Source organism: Novosphingobium sp. RL4 (assembly GCF_035658495.1).
Taxonomy (GTDB): Bacteria; Pseudomonadota; Alphaproteobacteria; order Sphingomonadales; family Sphingomonadaceae; genus Novosphingobium.
In genome coordinates, this window is the sequence record NZ_CP141944.1 from 1,184,817 (window position 1) to 1,200,099 (window position 15,283).

At 66.4% G+C, this 15,283-nt stretch carries 10 protein-coding genes; 6 read left to right on the plus strand and 4 right to left on the minus strand.

Features of this window, described 5'->3' with window-relative positions:
- Window positions 1-5: 5 nt before the first annotated feature.
- On the plus strand, window positions 6-1,331 hold the full coding sequence (locus U9J33_RS05760; protein ID WP_324698480.1) for a glycoside hydrolase family 1 protein: 1,326 nt from the start codon (window positions 6-8) through the stop codon (window positions 1,329-1,331).
- 130 nt (window positions 1,332-1,461) lie between these two features.
- Here U9J33_RS05760 and U9J33_RS05765 read toward each other — a convergent pair whose 3' ends face one another.
- Genes U9J33_RS05765 through U9J33_RS05780 form a run of 4 tightly spaced genes read right to left on the minus strand, consistent with a single transcriptional unit; the run spans window position 1,462 to window position 6,090 of the window.
- Entirely contained in the window at window positions 1,462-2,238 is a 777-nt protein-coding gene (locus U9J33_RS05765) for a DeoR/GlpR family DNA-binding transcription regulator (protein WP_054440198.1), read from the minus strand.
- Entirely contained in the window at window positions 2,211-3,512 is a 1,302-nt protein-coding gene (locus U9J33_RS05770) for an MFS transporter (protein ID WP_156336735.1), read from the minus strand. The genes U9J33_RS05765 and U9J33_RS05770 overlap by 28 nt, the downstream gene beginning before the upstream one ends.
- 2 nt (window positions 3,513-3,514) lie before the next feature.
- A complete protein-coding gene (gene lldD, locus U9J33_RS05775; protein ID WP_324698483.1) occupies window positions 3,515-4,663 on the minus strand; it encodes an FMN-dependent L-lactate dehydrogenase LldD in 1,149 nt (382 codons plus the stop codon).
- A complete protein-coding gene (locus tag U9J33_RS05780) occupies window positions 4,663-6,090 on the minus strand; it encodes an FGGY-family carbohydrate kinase (RefSeq protein ID WP_324698485.1) in 1,428 nt (475 codons plus the stop codon). Before U9J33_RS05780 ends, lldD begins: the two co-directional genes overlap by 1 nt.
- Before the next feature lie 119 nt (window positions 6,091-6,209).
- Here U9J33_RS05780 and U9J33_RS05785 point away from each other — a divergent pair, with 119 nt between their 5' ends.
- From U9J33_RS05785 to U9J33_RS05805, 5 genes are all read left to right on the plus strand, one after another.
- Window positions 6,210-8,327, plus strand: a complete 2,118-nt coding sequence (locus U9J33_RS05785; protein WP_324698487.1) for a bifunctional rhamnulose-1-phosphate aldolase/short-chain dehydrogenase — start codon at window positions 6,210-6,212, stop codon at window positions 8,325-8,327.
- 82 nt (window positions 8,328-8,409) lie between these two features.
- Window positions 8,410-9,702, plus strand: a complete 1,293-nt coding sequence (locus U9J33_RS05790) for a TIM barrel protein (RefSeq protein WP_324698489.1) — start codon at window positions 8,410-8,412, stop codon at window positions 9,700-9,702.
- Between the two features lie 156 nt (window positions 9,703-9,858).
- Window positions 9,859-13,278: a glycosyl hydrolase gene (locus U9J33_RS05795; RefSeq protein WP_324698491.1), complete on the plus strand. Its 3,420-nt coding sequence runs from the start codon at window positions 9,859-9,861 to the stop codon at window positions 13,276-13,278.
- A 157-nt stretch (window positions 13,279-13,435) separates the two neighbouring features.
- On the plus strand, window positions 13,436-14,443 hold the full coding sequence (locus tag U9J33_RS05800; protein WP_324698493.1) for an LLM class flavin-dependent oxidoreductase: 1,008 nt from the start codon (window positions 13,436-13,438) through the stop codon (window positions 14,441-14,443).
- Window positions 14,444-14,459: 16 nt separating this feature from the next.
- Window positions 14,460-15,266, plus strand: coding sequence for an IclR family transcriptional regulator (locus tag U9J33_RS05805; RefSeq protein WP_324699011.1), 807 nt, complete (start codon window positions 14,460-14,462; stop codon window positions 15,264-15,266).
- The last annotated feature ends 17 nt before the right edge of the window (window positions 15,267-15,283 follow it).

Here is a 15,283-nt window from a genome sequence, read left to right on the forward strand (position 1 = left end):
TCTCGATGACCAAGATACTCAATCTCGACCGCCGAAGCCTGCTTGCCGTGGGCGCGCTGGCAGCGGCTGCGCCGGTCATGGCGCATGCGGCCTCGAAGCGTCCGGCCCCGGCTTTCCCGAAAGGCTTCCTGTGGGGCGCCGCCACCGCGCCGCACCAGATCGAGGGCAACAACGTTTCCTCCGATCTCTGGTTCGTGGAGAACCAGAAGCCCACCGTCTTCGCCGAGCCCTCGGGCGACGCGGTGAACAGCTTGGAACTCTGGGCGACCGATCTCGATATCGTGAAGTCGCTGGGCCTCACGTCCTATCGCTTCGGCGTGGAATGGGCGCGGATCGAGCCGGAGAAGGGTCTGTTCTCTCAGGCCATGCTCGATCACTACAAGCGCATCGTCGAGGGCTGCCACGCGCGCGGGCTTGCGCCGCTGGTGACGTTCAACCACTTCACCGCGCCGCTCTGGTTCAGCGCGCAAGGGGGGTGGACCAACCCGGAATCGGCACAGCTCTTCGCCCGCTATTGCGATAAGGTGGCCCGCGCGATCGGTGCGGATATCGCCATGGCCATGACGCTGAACGAGCCGAATATCCTGCTCATTCTCAAGAACATCCTGCCGCCGCCGGTATGGGACATGCAGCGCCAGACCCTTGCCGCCGCCACAAAGCGCCTTGGCGTCGAGCGCTTCCTCTGCGCCAATGTCGCCGGTCGCGAGGACGTGGACGCCATCGTCGCGGGCCAGATGGCCGGGCACAAGGCCGCACGCGCCGCGATCAAGGCGGTACGCGGCGACTTGCCGGTGGGCTTCACGCTCTCGGTGCTGGATGACCAGGCTGCCGGCAAGAACTCCCTGCGCGACAAGGTCCGCGCCGAACTTTACGGCGGCTGGCTGGAGATCGCCAAGGGTGACGATTTCATCGGCGTGCAGAACTACGAGCGCGCGGTCTGGAACGACAAGGGCCGTCTGCCCGCGCCCGACGGCGCCGACCGCAACTGGTCCGGCACCGAAGTCTGGGCGCCGTCGCTGGCGGGCGCGGTGCGCTATGTCCACGCTGCCACGAAGGTTCCGGTGCTGGTCTCCGAACACGGCGTGGGCACCGAGGACGACACGCTGCGCGCGCGCTTCATTCCCGCCGCGCTGGAAGCGCTGAAGCAGGCCATGGATGATGGGGTGCCGGTGCTCGGCTACATGCACTGGTCGCTGCTGGACAATTACGAGTGGATTTTCGGCTACAAGCCGCGCTTCGGCCTGTGCAGCGTGGACCGCACGACTTTCGTGCGGACGCCCAAGCCGAGCGCCTCGGTGCTGGGTGGGATTGCGAAGCGCAATTCGCTTTAAAGGGGGAAGAGGAAAGGCAGGGGGGCAGCACCCCCCTGCACCCCCAATACTGTCGAGGTCAGCCGGGCCAACCGCGTTCCGCGCTCCGGAAGACTTACTGGCTGCGCCGCAAGGAGCGGACCTTCCTTCCTTAAACCACGATCACCTTCACCCCGAGATCCCGCAGCCGTTCCGCCATATCCTGCGGCACGCCCGCATCGGTGATAACCACGTCCACCTCGTCCAGCCCGCAGACGATCGCGCCCGAGGAGGAGCGGAACTTCGAGCTGTCGACCATGAGGATCACTTCCTCGGCCCGGTCCATGAACCGGCGCTCGGCGGCGACGAGGATCACGTCCTGTTGCATCACCCCCTGAGGTCCGACCGCCGCCGCGCCCATGAACAGCTTGGGCGCGTGGAAGCGCGGCATCGAATCCTCGCCCGCAGGGGCAAGGACGATGTTCTGTTCGCGAAACACAGTGCCTGACGGCAGCAGCACCCGCGTTCCGGTCTGCGGAAGCAGGGTGTGGACGATGTGCAGCGAGTTGGTCAGCACCTGCATGTCCAGCCCGTCGAGATAGGGGCACATCTGGAGCGTGGTGGTGCCGCCGTCGATCATGATCCCCTCGCCGGGGCGGCAGAGCTGGGCGGCGGCGCGGCCGATGGCCTGCTTGGCGGGCAGGTTCTGGGTGATGGACTGCTCGAAGGGCGTGCCTGCCAGACCCTGGGGCCTGTCAGGCTTCTCGTCCTCGGGCAGCTTGGCGCCGCCGTGGACGCGCAGGATGCGGCCGGATTCCTCCAGCCGCGTCAGGTCGCGCCGGATCGTGGCCGGCGAGGCGTCGAGCTGGGCTTCGAGAGCACGGTAGCTCACGAAGCCCGTATCGGCGACGGCCTCGAGTATCAGGCGTTCGCGTTCCTCGGCGTGCATGCGACTTGTGCTTCCTTTTGAGTCCGGCCGGGATCGGCCTGTTCGGCTTCGAGCTGTTCTAGCGACTTGCCTTCGTTGCGCGGCGCCCAGAGTGCGCCGATGATCCCGCTGATGACAAGGAACCCGGTAAGAATCCAGGCAAGGTTCGTAAAGCCCGTGGCGTTGAGCATGGGCACGAAGAAGCTGAACACGCCCAGCGAGATGCGCACGATGGCAAAGCACACGCCCTGCGCGGTGGAGCGCAGCATGGTGGGGAACATCTCCGAGCTCCAGAGCTGGAAGAAGCTCTGCGCGCCGAAGCCGCCGCCGAATTGCAGCAGGAAGACATAGAGCAGCGCGACCGGGATCGTCAGCGGGAATACCGCCAGCAGCATCATGCCCGCGACCTGAATAACCGCGGAGACGATGAACAGCGTGCGCTGGTTCACCTTGTCCGACAGGCGCATGAAGATGAACGTCACCGAGATCATGGCAACGAAGAACGAGACCGCCTGAATGGCGACGCTCTGGGCCTGGGTGGCCGCGCCCATCGTGCGCAGGATATAGGGGAAGAAGAAGCCGTTGGTACCGGCCCAGAGGTTCCAGAACCCGTACATGCCCACGAGCCCGAGGATCGAGGCGAGGTACTTGCCCTTGAAAAGGCTGGAGACCGGCGGGCGCTTTACCTCGGATTTCTGGGCTTCCACCCAGCGCTCCGATTCCTTCATCTTCGAGCGCAGCAGGGTAAGGCCGAGTGCGATCACCACGAGGTGCGCGAAGACGATCCGCGCGCCGAGCACGCCGAGCGAAGTAAGCGCGAGGCTCATCAGCAGCACCACGACCGGGCCGAGATACCACAGCGCCTGCGCCACCCCGGAATGCTTGCCGCGCTTGTTGTCCGGCGCCTGTTCGGCGATCAGCGACCAGCTTGCGGGAATGTCCGCGCCCACGGCGAGCCCGACGATCAGGAAGCCGACCACGATCATCCACGGCGCTACCGCGAAGACCAGCATCGACATGCCCAGCGCGTAGATCAGCATGTCCCACTGGTAGATCTTCTTGCGGCCCAGCTTGTCACAGAGCCAGCCGCCGATCAGCGCACCCACGCCCGCGCCGATGGCGTTGGGGCCGAAGGCGGCGATCAGGCCGACGAAGTCGTTGGAGAGGTGGTAGCTTTCCTGCCAGAGCGCGAGCGCGGCCGAGCCGGCGACGATCGAGCCGGCGTCGATATAATTGGCGAGGCCGGCGAGTATGGTATTGCGCCAGTTGTCCTCTTGTCCCGTGGTTTCAGTCATTTTCAGGTCCCTCCCGCCAGGATCGTTCTGTCGATCTCTGCGATTTTCGTCGTGCCGGTGAGCGCCATGGCGACGCGCATCTCGGCCTCGATCAATTTCAGCATCTTGGTCACGCCCGCCTCGCCCCCGGCGCCGAGCGCCCAGGCCCATGCGCGGCCGAGCAGCACGCCCCTGGCGCCCAGCGCCAGCATCCGCACGACGTCGAGGCCGGAGCGGATGCCGCCGTCGGCCAGCACGGTCATGCGGTCTCCCACGGCGTCGGCGATGGGGGGCAGGGCGCGCGCGCTGGAAAGCACGCCGTCAAGCTGGCGGCCGCCGTGGTTGGAAACGACGAGCCCGTCCGCGCCGAGTTCGGCGGCTTCCTTCGCATCCTCGGGATCGAGAATGCCCTTGATGACCAGCGGGCCCTTCCATTCCGAGCGGATGAAATCGAGATCGCGCCAGTTGATCGAAGGGTCGAAGTTGTTCCGCATCCAGGCGAAGAAATCCTCGATGCCGGTGCGGCCCTGAAGCACGGGGGCGACATTGCCCAAAGTGTGGGGCCGTCCGTTGAGGCCCACGTCCCAGGCCCATGACGGGCGCATCATCGCTTGCGCCGCGCGCCATGCCGCGCCCTTCAGCCCGCCGGTTCCGGCAAGTCCGGTGTGATAGTCGCGGTAGCGGCTGCCGGGGACGGGCATGTCCACCGTGAAGACAAGCGTGGAACAGCCTGCCTCGACCGCCTTGGCCAGCAGGTCCTTCATGAAGGCGCGGTCGCGGATCATGTAGAGCTGGAACCAGAACGGCTTGCTCGCCGCCTTGGCCACTTCGCCGATGGTGCAGGCACCCACGGTGGAGAGCGTGAAGGGAATGCCCGCCTTGTCCGCCGCGCGCACCGCCTGGCATTCGCCGCGCCGGGCATTGAGTCCGGCCAGCCCGATCGGGGCGAGGGCGACGGGCAGGGCGAGCTTCTGGCCGAACAATTCGGTCGAGAGGTCGAGCTGCGAAACGTCGCGCAGCACCCGCTGGCGCAGCGCAAGGTCAGCAAGGTCGGAGACATTGCGCCGGAGCGTTGCCTCGGCATAGGAGCCGCCGTCGATATATTCGAACAGGAAGCGTGGCAGGCGGCGGCGGGCGGCCTCGCGGAAGTCGGGGATGGAGGCGGTGATCATCAGGCAAGCTCCCGCATGTGCGCGCGCCACTTCTCGCGGTAGGCCATGAGATCGCCTTCGAGCGGCTCGACACGGCGCAGCCCGCCTTGCGCTTGCAGCAGCGGATTGATCAGCCGCAGCGCGCCGAACGAGACGTCGTTATGTGCGTTCGCCACATAGACTTCGGTTTCCGGCCGCAGCGCGGCGAGGGCGCGCACGAAGACTTCGGCATCGGCGAAGCGACCCTCGATCAGCAGGCGCTCCTTCGAGCGGATCAGGTCGAGCGAGGTGTCGGCCACCATCGCCGCATAGAGGCAGATCGCGGCACGCCGCGCGTACCAGGTGCCGGCCCATTCCTCGGGCTTGTCCACCCAGTCTGCCTTGCCGTGAGGGAACGGTCCGAAACCCGGCGCGAGCGTGGGCATCATCATCGTCCCGCGTTCGAGCAGGCCCGGCACGGCGTCCATCAGCTTGGGCTGGTCGGGTCGGATGTCGACGCGGCGGGTGTCGATCTGAATTACCGATTCGATCTCCCGCCCGCCCATGAAGCGCGCGGAAGGCACCGGCCAGCCATAGGCATCGACATTGACGAGGGTGTCGCGCGCCTCGGGAAGGGCGGCGATGGAGAAGGTCTCGGCAGCAAGGCGCATGGCGATGAACCAGGTGCCGGTGGAGAGAATCGTCGCCTCCAGCCGTGCGATCTCGGCGAAGCCGCGCGCAGCGAGGAGAGCGGCGTTCGAATCGTGGAGGCCTGCCAGCACCTGGGCCGTGGCCGGAAGGCCGGTCTCGGCGGCGATCTCGGGGCGGAGCGTGCCCACCATGTCGCTCGCCTTGACCACGGGGGCAAAGCGTTCCGCCCAGCCGAATCGTTCGGCCATGGGCGAGAATCGCGCATCGGCGGGGCACCAGAGATCGGTGTGGCAGCCGAGGCTGGTCACTTCGCTCGCGGCCTTGCCGGAGAGGAACCAGGCCCAGTACTGCGCCCAGGGAACGAGCGTGGCGCGGGCCATCTCCTCGGGGTGGCGGCGGGCCATCCAGTAGACTTGCGTGCCGAGGTTGAGGCCGTCGGGCAGGGCGGGGCTGCCGGTGAGGGTGAAGGCGTCACGCTCGCGCCGATAGTCGGCCATCACGTCTTCGGGGACGGCCTGTTCGTAGTCGAGCGGCGGGAACAGCAGGCCCTCATTGCCGCCGGCGCCGTCGAGAGCGGCGAAGCCCGCGCCGTGGGCCACGGGGATGATCGCTTCCACCGGATGGCCGGACCAGCCGCGCAGCGTGGCGCGCAGCCATTGGCCGATTCCCTCGACGTCGAGAACACGCAGCCCGTCATGCTCGCAGGGGACGTTGGGGCGTACCTGACGGTCGATCATGCGCCCGCCGCGCGTCCACAGCGTCACCTTGCTGAGGGTCTTGCCGATATCGACGACGATGAATGTACCGGTACCCGTCATGGCTCTCCAACCATCCTCCAACCCAAACACGCTCTGACCAATTATGATTGACTTTGATGATCGAACGTGATCGTTTTGTAGCGAAACAGATTGCTCATGCAAGCACGAATTGGTAGAGGATGACTATGGATACCATGACCGCTTCCCGCCCGGCTGCGATACCGTTTGCCGTTCCTTCCAGCCGCTGGGACGATTCGCTGGCCGCGACGCTGTCTCCCGAGCAATTGCTGCTTTATCGCTCCAACCTGCTCGGTTCCGATCTGACCGTCACCAACTTCGGCGGGGGCAATACCTCGGCCAAGCTGGCGGAAGTGGACCCGCTCACCGGCGAAACGGTGGAAGTGCTGTGGGTGAAGGGTTCGGGCGGCGACATCGGCTCGATGAAGCTCGACGGTTTCGCCACGCTCTATCAGGACAAGCTGCTCGGCCTTGAGGCGCACTATGCCGGGCCGGAAGACGACGACAAGATGGTCGGCTACCTGCCGCACTGCACCTTCAACCTGAACGCGCGCGCCGCCTCGATCGATACGCCGCTGCACTCGCTGCTGCCTTTCGCCCATGTCGACCATGTTCACCCGGACGCGATCATCGCGCTGGCCGCCAGTTCGGGCGGCGAAGCGGCAACGCAGGAAATCTGGGGCGGCAAGATCGGCTGGCTCGGCTGGAAGCGCCCTGGCTACACGCTCGGCGTCGAGCTTCGCGACTATGTGGCGGCCAATCCAGGCGTCGAGGGCGTCATGCTTGCCGGTCACGGCATCATCTGCTGGGCCGACAGCGCCAAGTCCTGCTACGAACACACTGTCGAGTTGATCGCGGACGCGGCGAACTATCTCAACGCCAAGCTGGGCGAGAAGCCTGCCTTCGGCGGCGCGGCCCATGGCACTGCCGGGAACCGCGCGGAGATCGCCGCCGATCTCATGCCGCGCCTGCGCGGTCTGATGACCGGCGCGCGCCGCAAGCTGGGCCACTTCTCGGACGACGCCGAAGCGCTGGAATTCGTGAACTCGGCGGAGTTCGAGCGTCTGGCCGGTCTCGGCACCTCGTGCCCTGATCACTTCCTGCGCACCAAGATCGCTCCCCTGACCCTCGACCCTACGCGTCTTCAGGACCAGGACTATCTGGCTCAGAAGATTGCCGATTATCGCGACATGTATGCAGCCTATTACGAGCGCTGCAAGCGTCCCAACTCGCCCGCGATGCGCGATGCCAACCCGGTGGTCGTGCTCGTGCCGGGCGTGGGCCGCATCACTTTCGCCACCGACAAGACCACGGCGCGCCTTGCCGGGGAATTCTACGGCAACGCCATCAACGTGATGCGCGGCGCGGAGGCCATCGGCGACTATATCGCGCTCGACGAGCAGGAAGCCTTCGACATCGAATACTGGCTGCTTGAGGAAGCCAAGCTCCAGCGCATGCCCGCACCCAAGCCCTTGGTCGGCCGTGTGGCGCTCGTCACCGGCGGCGCCGGCGGCATCGGTGCCGCCACCGCCGCACGCCTGATGGCGGACGGGGCCTGCGTGCTGCTGGCTGACCGCGATGCGGGTGCCGTGGAGGAAGTCCGCGCCGGTTTCGCCAAACAGTTCGGCAAGGACGTGGTCCGCGCCGCCGTTTGCGATGTGACCGACGAGGCGCAAGTCTCCGAAGCCTTCGCCGTGGCCGCGCGCGAATTCGGCGGGCTCGACATTCTGGTTGCCAATGCCGGTATCGCCTCGTCAGCACCGATCGAGGAGACCACGATCGAACTGTGGAACCGCAATTACGACGTGCTGGCGCAGGGCTACTTTCTCACCAGCCGCGCCGCATGGCCGCTGCTGAAGGGCATGAAGGAGCAGGGCGGCACTTCGGTGGTGTTCATCGGGTCGAAGAACGGCGTCGCGGCGGCCACCAATGCCTCGGCCTATGCTTCCGCCAAAGCAGCGGCGAACCACCTTGCGCGCTGTCTGGCGCTGGAGGGCGCGCCGCACGGTATCCGCGTCAACGTGGTCAATCCCGATGCGGTCATCAAGGGCAGCAAGATCTGGGACGGCGACTGGCGCAAGGAACGCGCGGGCGCCCACGGCATCGACACCGGCAAGGAACTGGAAGAACACTACCGCAACCGCTCCATGCTGAAGCGCGACGTGCTGCCTTCCGACATTGCCGAGGCGGTCTATTTCCTGGCCGGTGACCAGTCGGCGAAATCGACCGGCAACATGATCAATGTCGATGCGGGTAACGCACAGGCGTTCACGCGTTAAGAGATGTTTTTCGGGGGAATGCACGAACCGGCGCATTCCCCTTTCCGGCATCGCGGTGCCGGATGCGGAAGAGGATAAGAGAATGAGCAGACTGCCGATTTCCGATGAACTGATCGCCGAAGCCAATGCCCGCGCGGCAGATGCGCTGGAGGACGAATATGCCTCGCTTGGCCGCAAGCTGGAGCGTTCTGGCATCGCCATCGATGCGATCAAGGACAAGGTTTCCGCCTTCTCGGTCGCCGTTCCCTCGTGGGGCGCTGGCCGGGGCGGCACCCGCTTCGCCAAATTCCCGATTGCGGGCGAACCCACCAACATCCATGAAAAGCTGGAAGACTGCGCCGTCATCAACCAGCTTTCGCGCCTGACCTCCCGCGTCTCGCCGCATTTCCCGTGGGACAAGGTGAGCGATTACAAGGCGCTGCGCGAGGAAGCGGCCAGCCTTGGCCTTGGCTTCGATGCGGTGAACTCCAACACCTTCCAGGACCAGAAAGATCAGGCGCACAGCTATTCCACCGGTTCGCTCTCCTCGACCATCGAGGCGACGCGCCAGCAGGCGGTGGAGCACAACATCGAATGCATCGAGATCGGCCAGCAGCTCGGCTCCACCGATCTCACCGTCTGGGTGGGGGACGGCACCAACTTCCCCGGCCAGCAGGACCTCGGCCGCAGCCTCGACCGCTATCTGGATGCCGCCGCACAGGTCTATGCCGCGCTGCCCGATGACTGGCGGATGCTGCTCGAACACAAGATGTTCGAACCGGCGTTCTACTCCACCGTCATCAGCGACTGGGGCTCCTCGATCCTCGCCGCTCAGGAACTGGGCCCCAAGGCCAAGTGTCTGGTCGACCTTGGGCACCACGCGCCCAACGTGAACATCGAGCAGATCGTGGCCCGCCTCCACCGCTTCGGCAAGCTGGGCGGCTTCCACTTCAACGACAGCAAGTACGGCGATGACGATCTCGATTCGGGCTCGATCAACCCGCACCAGCTGTTCCTGGTGTTCAACGAACTGGTCGAGGCCGAACTGGCTCCGCGTGACGGCTTCAAGCCCAGCTACATGATCGACCAGTCGCACAACGTGACCGATCCGATCGAATCCATGCTGTCCTCCGCCGAAGCCATCGGTTCCTGCTATGCCAAGGCGCTGTTGGTGGACCGCGAGGCGCTGCATCTCTCTCAGGAAGCCAACGACACGATGATGGCCTTCCAGGCGCTGCGCCGTGCCTACAATGTCGATGTCAGCCCGATTCTGGCCAAGGCGCGCGTCGAGGCGGGCGGCGCGGCGGACGTGCTGGGCGTCTACCGCGAAAGCCGCTGGCGCGACCGCAAAGCGCAGGAACGCAAGGCCGTGGGCCTCGGCGCCGGGATCGTCTGATCTCTTTCGCATCCTGAAATACTGCCGGACCAAAGGGTAACAAGCCCTGCCGGAAAACCCTTCTCGCCGGGACTCCCCGTCCCGGCGGCAAGGTGAAGACAAGACTGCTGCAATAATAAAAAATCTACACAACCATTTGGATTTGGGAGGGAAATTATGCCGATCCAATCGTTTCGTACCGTGCTGCGCGCTGCAACCGCACTGACCTCGGCGCTGGCTGCGATGCCTGCCGCCGCGCAGGAACAGGTGCCCGTCGCCGAAGCCGCTGCTTCTACCGCTCCACTTGAGGACCAGTTCCGCGATCCGCCCAATTCCGCCCGCCCGCGCGTGTGGTGGCACTGGATGAACGGCAATATCTCGAAGGACGGCATCGCCAAGGACATGGCGTGGATGAAGCGCGTCGGCATCGGGGGATTGCAGAACTTCGACGCCAATCTTCAGACCCCGCAAGTGGTCGACAAGCGCCTCGTCTACATGACGCCGGAGTGGAAGGACGCCTTCCGTTTCGCCGCGCACGAGGCGGACCGGCAGGGGCTCGAACTCGCCATCGCCGCCTCGCCCGGATGGTCGGAAACCGGCGGCCCCTGGGTTCAGCCGCAGGACGGCCTGAAGAAACTGGTCTGGTCGGAGACCCCGGTAGCCGCCGGGCAGCGCTTCTCGGGCAAGCTTTCCGCGCCGCCTTCGGCGACCGGGCCCTATCAGGCGCTGGGTGCCGCGGTGTCCATCGAGGAGATGATCTCCGGTCATCCCGCCCCTCCGGGGCCGTCGTACTACGGCGATGTCGGCGTCTTCGCTTACCCCGAATCCGTCGAACCCGCAGTCGCCTTGCCGCGCGCGGCGGATGGGCTGGGCAATGTGCTCTCCGCTGCCGCGCTGTTCGATGGCGATCTTGCCAAGGGCGTAACCCTGGCCCGCAAGGAAGGCGAGGCGCCCAGCCTGCGGCTCGACTATGCGAAGCCGGCCCGGATCTCCACCGCGACGGTCTTCGTGCCCGATGTGGTGGTTCCCTTCGCCGGAGCCGCTTTCACGGGCGCGCTGGAATCGAGCGCGGACGGTAACACGTGGACGCCGATCGCCACGTTGACGCTGGGTGCCGTACCCACGACCGTCAGCTTCCCCGCCGTTACCGCCGCGCATTTCCGTGTCGTGCTCAATCCTCGCAAGCAGGACGGCGGCCTCGGATCGCCCGCGCCGGGCATTGCCATGGACGGATTGTTCGACGGCGTCGGCGCGATGCTGGCGAAGAAGCCGCTGGTCGTCGGCACCTTCACGCTCGATGCCGCTCCGAAAGTAGACCGTTTCGAGACCAAGGCCGGCTTCGTGATGAGCCGCGACTATTACGCGCTGGAGGAGCCGAAGGACGGTGCCGCCGGTATCGCCCCCGCCAGCGTTGTCGACCTCACCGGCAAGCTCAAGGCGGACGGCACGCTCGACTGGCAGGCCCCGGCGTTGCCCAAGGGCCAGCGCTGGCGGGTGCTGCGCATGGGCTATTCGCTGCTCGGCACCACCAACCACCCGGCACCGCCCGAGGCGACCGGGCTTGAGGTGGACAAGTTCGATGGCGACGCGGTGCGCCGTTATCTCGATCACTACATCGGCATGTACAAGGATGCCGCCGGGCCGGACATGATCGGCCAGCGCGGCGTGCGTGCGCTGCTCACCGATTCCATCGAGGTGGGAGAGGCGAACTGGACGCCGAAGATGCTGGAGCAGTTCCAGCGCCTGCGCGGCTATGACGCGCGGCCCTGGCTGCCGGCGCTGACCGGCGTGCTGGTGGGCACGCGCGCGCAATCGGACAAGTTCCTCTACGACTATCGCCGCACCCTGGCTGACCTGCTGGCCAGCGAGCATTACGGCACCGTCGCCAGGGTCGCTCACGAGAATGGCCTCAAGGTCTATGGCGAGGCGCTGGAAGACAAGCGTCCGATGCTGGGCGACGACATGACCATGCGCAGCCACACGGATATCCCGATGGCCGCGATGTGGACCTTCCGCGAGGAAGGCCCGCGCCAGACCCTGATCGCCGACATGAAGGGCGCGGCTTCGGTCGCGCATCTCTACGGCCAGAACCTCGTCGCGGCGGAATCGATGACCGCCTCGATGTCGCCCTGGGCCTTCGCGCCCAAGGATCTGAAGCGCTTCATCGACATGGAGTTCGTCAACGGCGTCAACCGCCCGGTGGTCCATACCTCGGTCCATGTGCCGGTGGACGACAAGAAGCCCGGCCTCTCGCTCTTCATCTTCGGCCAGTATTTCAACCGGATGGAAAGCTGGGGCGAGATGGCCAAGCCCTGGGTGGACTATATCTCGCGCTCCTCGCTGCTGCTTCAGGCGGGGCGGAACGTGGCCGACGTGGCCTACTTCTACGGCGAGGAAGCACCGCTGACCGGGCTCTATGGCGACAAGCCGGTGGCTGATGCGCCGGTTTCGCACGCTTACGATTTCCTCAGCTACGATGCGCTCACCGGCTTGCTCACCAACGAGGGCAACGAGGTCGCCGCGCCCGGCGGCGCGCGTTACCGGGCGATCTACCTCGGTGGTTCGTCGCAGCGCATGACATTGGGAGCGCTGAAGAAGCTCGCCGCGCTGGTCGAGGGCGGCGCCACGGTGATCGGCGATGCGCCGGTCTCGACGCCCAGCATGGCAGGGGGCATGATGGGCCCGCAGGACGCGGAATGGTCGGCGCTGGTGGCGAAGCTCTGGCCGGGCAGCGGTGACGCCGCAGTCGGAAAGGGCCGCGTGATCGCCGGCAAGGACGTGGAAGGCGCGCTTAGCAAGCTGTCGGTGGCACCGGATTTCACCTTCACCGGAGCAGAGGCGAATACGAAAATCCCCTTCGTCCACCGCCGCGACGGGCAGGGCGAGATCTACTACCTCTCCAATCCGCAAGGCGCGCAGTCCATCGAGGCGCGCTTCCGCGTCACCGGCAAGGCTCCCGAACTCTGGCACCCGGAAACCGGAACCAGCGAGCCGGTAAGCTACCGCATGGAGAATGGCGAGACGGTCGTGCCGCTCTCGCTGGCCGAAGGTGACGCGGTCTTCGTGGTGTTCCGCAAGGCGGCCGCGAAGCAGAGCCTTATACTGCCCGCCAGGCCGGTGCAGGCGCTGGCTTCGCTCGACGATGGCTGGACGGTGCGGTTCCAGGCCGACCGCGGCGCTCCCGCCTCGATCGAGATGCCGAAGCTTGCCCCGCTCGAACAGAATGCCGAAGCCGGGGTGAAGTACTTCTCCGGCGAGGCGACCTATTCGCGCAGCTTCAACCTGCCGAAGGGTGCGAAAGCGGGGCAGCCGCTTTGGCTGGACCTCGGGCAGGTGGGCGACCTGGCGGAAGTCACGGTGAACGGAAAGCCGGTGGGTGCGGCGTGGCATGCGCCTTACCGGATCGATATCGGCAAGGCCGTGAAGAACGGCGCCAACACCATCGAGGTGAAGGTGGCCAATCTCTGGGTCAATCGCCTCGTCGGCGATGCGCAGCCCGGCGCGAAGCCGATCACCTGGACGGCGATGCCGACCTATCGTGCCGATGCGCCGCTCAGACCTTCGGGGCTGATCGGCGCGGTCAAGCTGGAGAAGTAAGGCAGGAAAGCTCCCGGAGGGCTCTTCCTCCGGGAGCCGCTCCGGTGCCCTGCGGCGGCTGGCGGCGGGCGGGCTTCGCCAACTCATCGCCCCCGCGCCTTGCCGCCTCGGCCCCGGCCGCTAGGCTCCTGCCCGAGAACGAACGGGACAGGGCACGATGGGCGAACTCGGCTTCGGCTACCTTTACGATTTCCGCAATCCCGGCCCGTGGCGACGGGCGCCGGAAGCGCTTTATGGCGAAATTCTCGACGTCGTTGCCGAAACCGAGGCGCTGGGCTTCGACGGGGCCTGGGTGCCCGAACACCACCTCGCCGGGGACGGCTACATGACCTCGCCGCTGGTGGCGCTTGCGGCCATCGCTGCGCGTACGAAGCGGATGCGCATCGGTGCTGGCATCGCGCTTGGCCCGCTCTACGAGCCGCTGCGTTTCGCCGAGGACTGTGCGGTGCTCGACACGCTTTGCGGTGGGCGCTTGGCGATGGGGCTCGCCATCGGCTACCGGGCGCGCGAATATGCGGCCCACGGCCTCGACTTCACCCGGCGCGGTGCGCGGTTCGACGAATTCCTGAGCATCGTCCGGCGGCTCTGGGCGGGCGAGACGGTGGACTTCGAGGGCCGCCATTTCCGCCTCGAAGGCGCGCGGGTTTCGGCGCTGTCGAGCCGGGGACAAGTGCCGCTCTACATCGGTGGCTTCGCGCCCAAGGCGATGGAGCGGGTGGCGAGGTATGGCGACGGGTACTTCGGCAATCTCGATATCTGGCCGCTCTATCGCCAGAAGCTGGAGGAGCAGGGCAAGGACCCGGCGCTTGCGAAGATCTGGCTGCAGGAACTGATGCTGGTCGTCGCGCATGAAAAGGCGGCTGCGGTCGAGGAACTGGCGCCTTATTTTCATCACGTCAGCAACACTTATGCGGCGTGGATGGCGGAGGACCGGGCGATCGGGATCGAGGATGCGGCGATGAAGCCGATGGACCTCGATACCTTCAAGCGCAGCGGCGTGCTTCAGGTGCTTACCCCGGCCGAGGCGGTGGACCGCTTCCGCGCCCTTCGCGACAAGGCGCCGGTTGAGCATTTCACGATGATGATGCCGCCGGGCCTTCCGGCGGAGCGTTTCCTTGCCTATGCCCGGACCTTCGCGGATGAAGTGATCCCGGCATTTCGGTGAGGCAGGCTTGAGCACGGTGACGGAGCAGGACGGAACGGCCGCGGAAGGCGTGGGAGCGCGGGCGGCCTCGCCGCAATCGGTGACGCGCGTGGTCCGCCTGCTCGAAGCCCTCTGCGCGAGCAGCGAGCCGCTGTCGCTGGCGGACCTCAGCCGCCGTCTCGCCACGCCAAAAAGCAGCCTCGCGGCGCTGCTGCGCGGGCTGGCAGAGGAAGACTTCGTGATCGGCGCGGATGGCACCTGGCGGCTGGGCCCCGGCGCCTTCGGCCTCGGCAGTGCACTGGCCGAGGCACGCCGCCGCCTGCAAAGCTCCGATCTGATCCGAGACGGCATGCGCCGCCTCTGCGCCGCGACGGGCGAAACCGTGCTGTTCGCCGTGGGCGACGGGGAGGGCGACCAGCTCACTTATGTTGACATGGTAGAGAGCCGCAACGTCGTGCGCTATTCGGTCAGTGTCGGAGACCGGCGCCCGCTTTACGCGACGGCGGGCGGACGGGCGCTGCTGGCGACATGCTCACAGGATGCGACCGACAGTTACCTGCGCCGCCTGAGCGCGCAGGCCTTTACCCCGGCAACGCTGGTGGATCGCAAGGCCCTGGCCGCTGCCATTGCCGATGCGCGGGAGCAGGGCGTCGCCCAGACCGTCGATCAGGCGGCGGACGGCGTAACCGGCACTGCCTCGGCCATTCGCGATGCCGCGGGGCTGGTGCTCGGCGCCTTGGTCGTGGCCGCGCCCACCCCGCGCGCGCAGGGCCGGCTGGAGGATCTTGCGCGGCTGGTGCAGCAGGAGGCGGCGGATATCTCCCGCAGCCTCGGTTTTCGCTGAGCGCCGCGCCGCAGCGC

Excerpts from the sequence above, each read along its gene's own strand:
- U9J33_RS05785 (WP_324698487.1), top strand. The coding sequence starts at position 6,210 with ATGACTATGGATACCATGACCGCTTCCCGCCCGGCTGCGATACCGTTT.
- U9J33_RS05765 (WP_054440198.1), bottom strand. The coding sequence starts at position 2,238 with ATGCACGCCGAGGAACGCGAACGCCTGATACTCGAGGCCGTCGCCGAT.
- U9J33_RS05780 (WP_324698485.1), bottom strand. The coding sequence starts at position 6,090 with ATGACGGGTACCGGTACATTCATCGTCGTCGATATCGGCAAGACCCTC.
- lldD (WP_324698483.1), bottom strand. The coding sequence starts at position 4,663 with ATGATCACCGCCTCCATCCCCGACTTCCGCGAGGCCGCCCGCCGCCGC.
- U9J33_RS05800 (WP_324698493.1), top strand. The coding sequence starts at position 13,436 with ATGGGCGAACTCGGCTTCGGCTACCTTTACGATTTCCGCAATCCCGGC.
- U9J33_RS05790 (WP_324698489.1), top strand. The coding sequence starts at position 8,410 with ATGAGCAGACTGCCGATTTCCGATGAACTGATCGCCGAAGCCAATGCC.
- U9J33_RS05760 (WP_324698480.1), top strand. The coding sequence starts at position 6 with ATGACCAAGATACTCAATCTCGACCGCCGAAGCCTGCTTGCCGTGGGC.
- U9J33_RS05795 (WP_324698491.1), top strand. The coding sequence starts at position 9,859 with ATGCCGATCCAATCGTTTCGTACCGTGCTGCGCGCTGCAACCGCACTG.
- U9J33_RS05770 (WP_156336735.1), bottom strand. The coding sequence starts at position 3,512 with ATGACTGAAACCACGGGACAAGAGGACAACTGGCGCAATACCATACTC.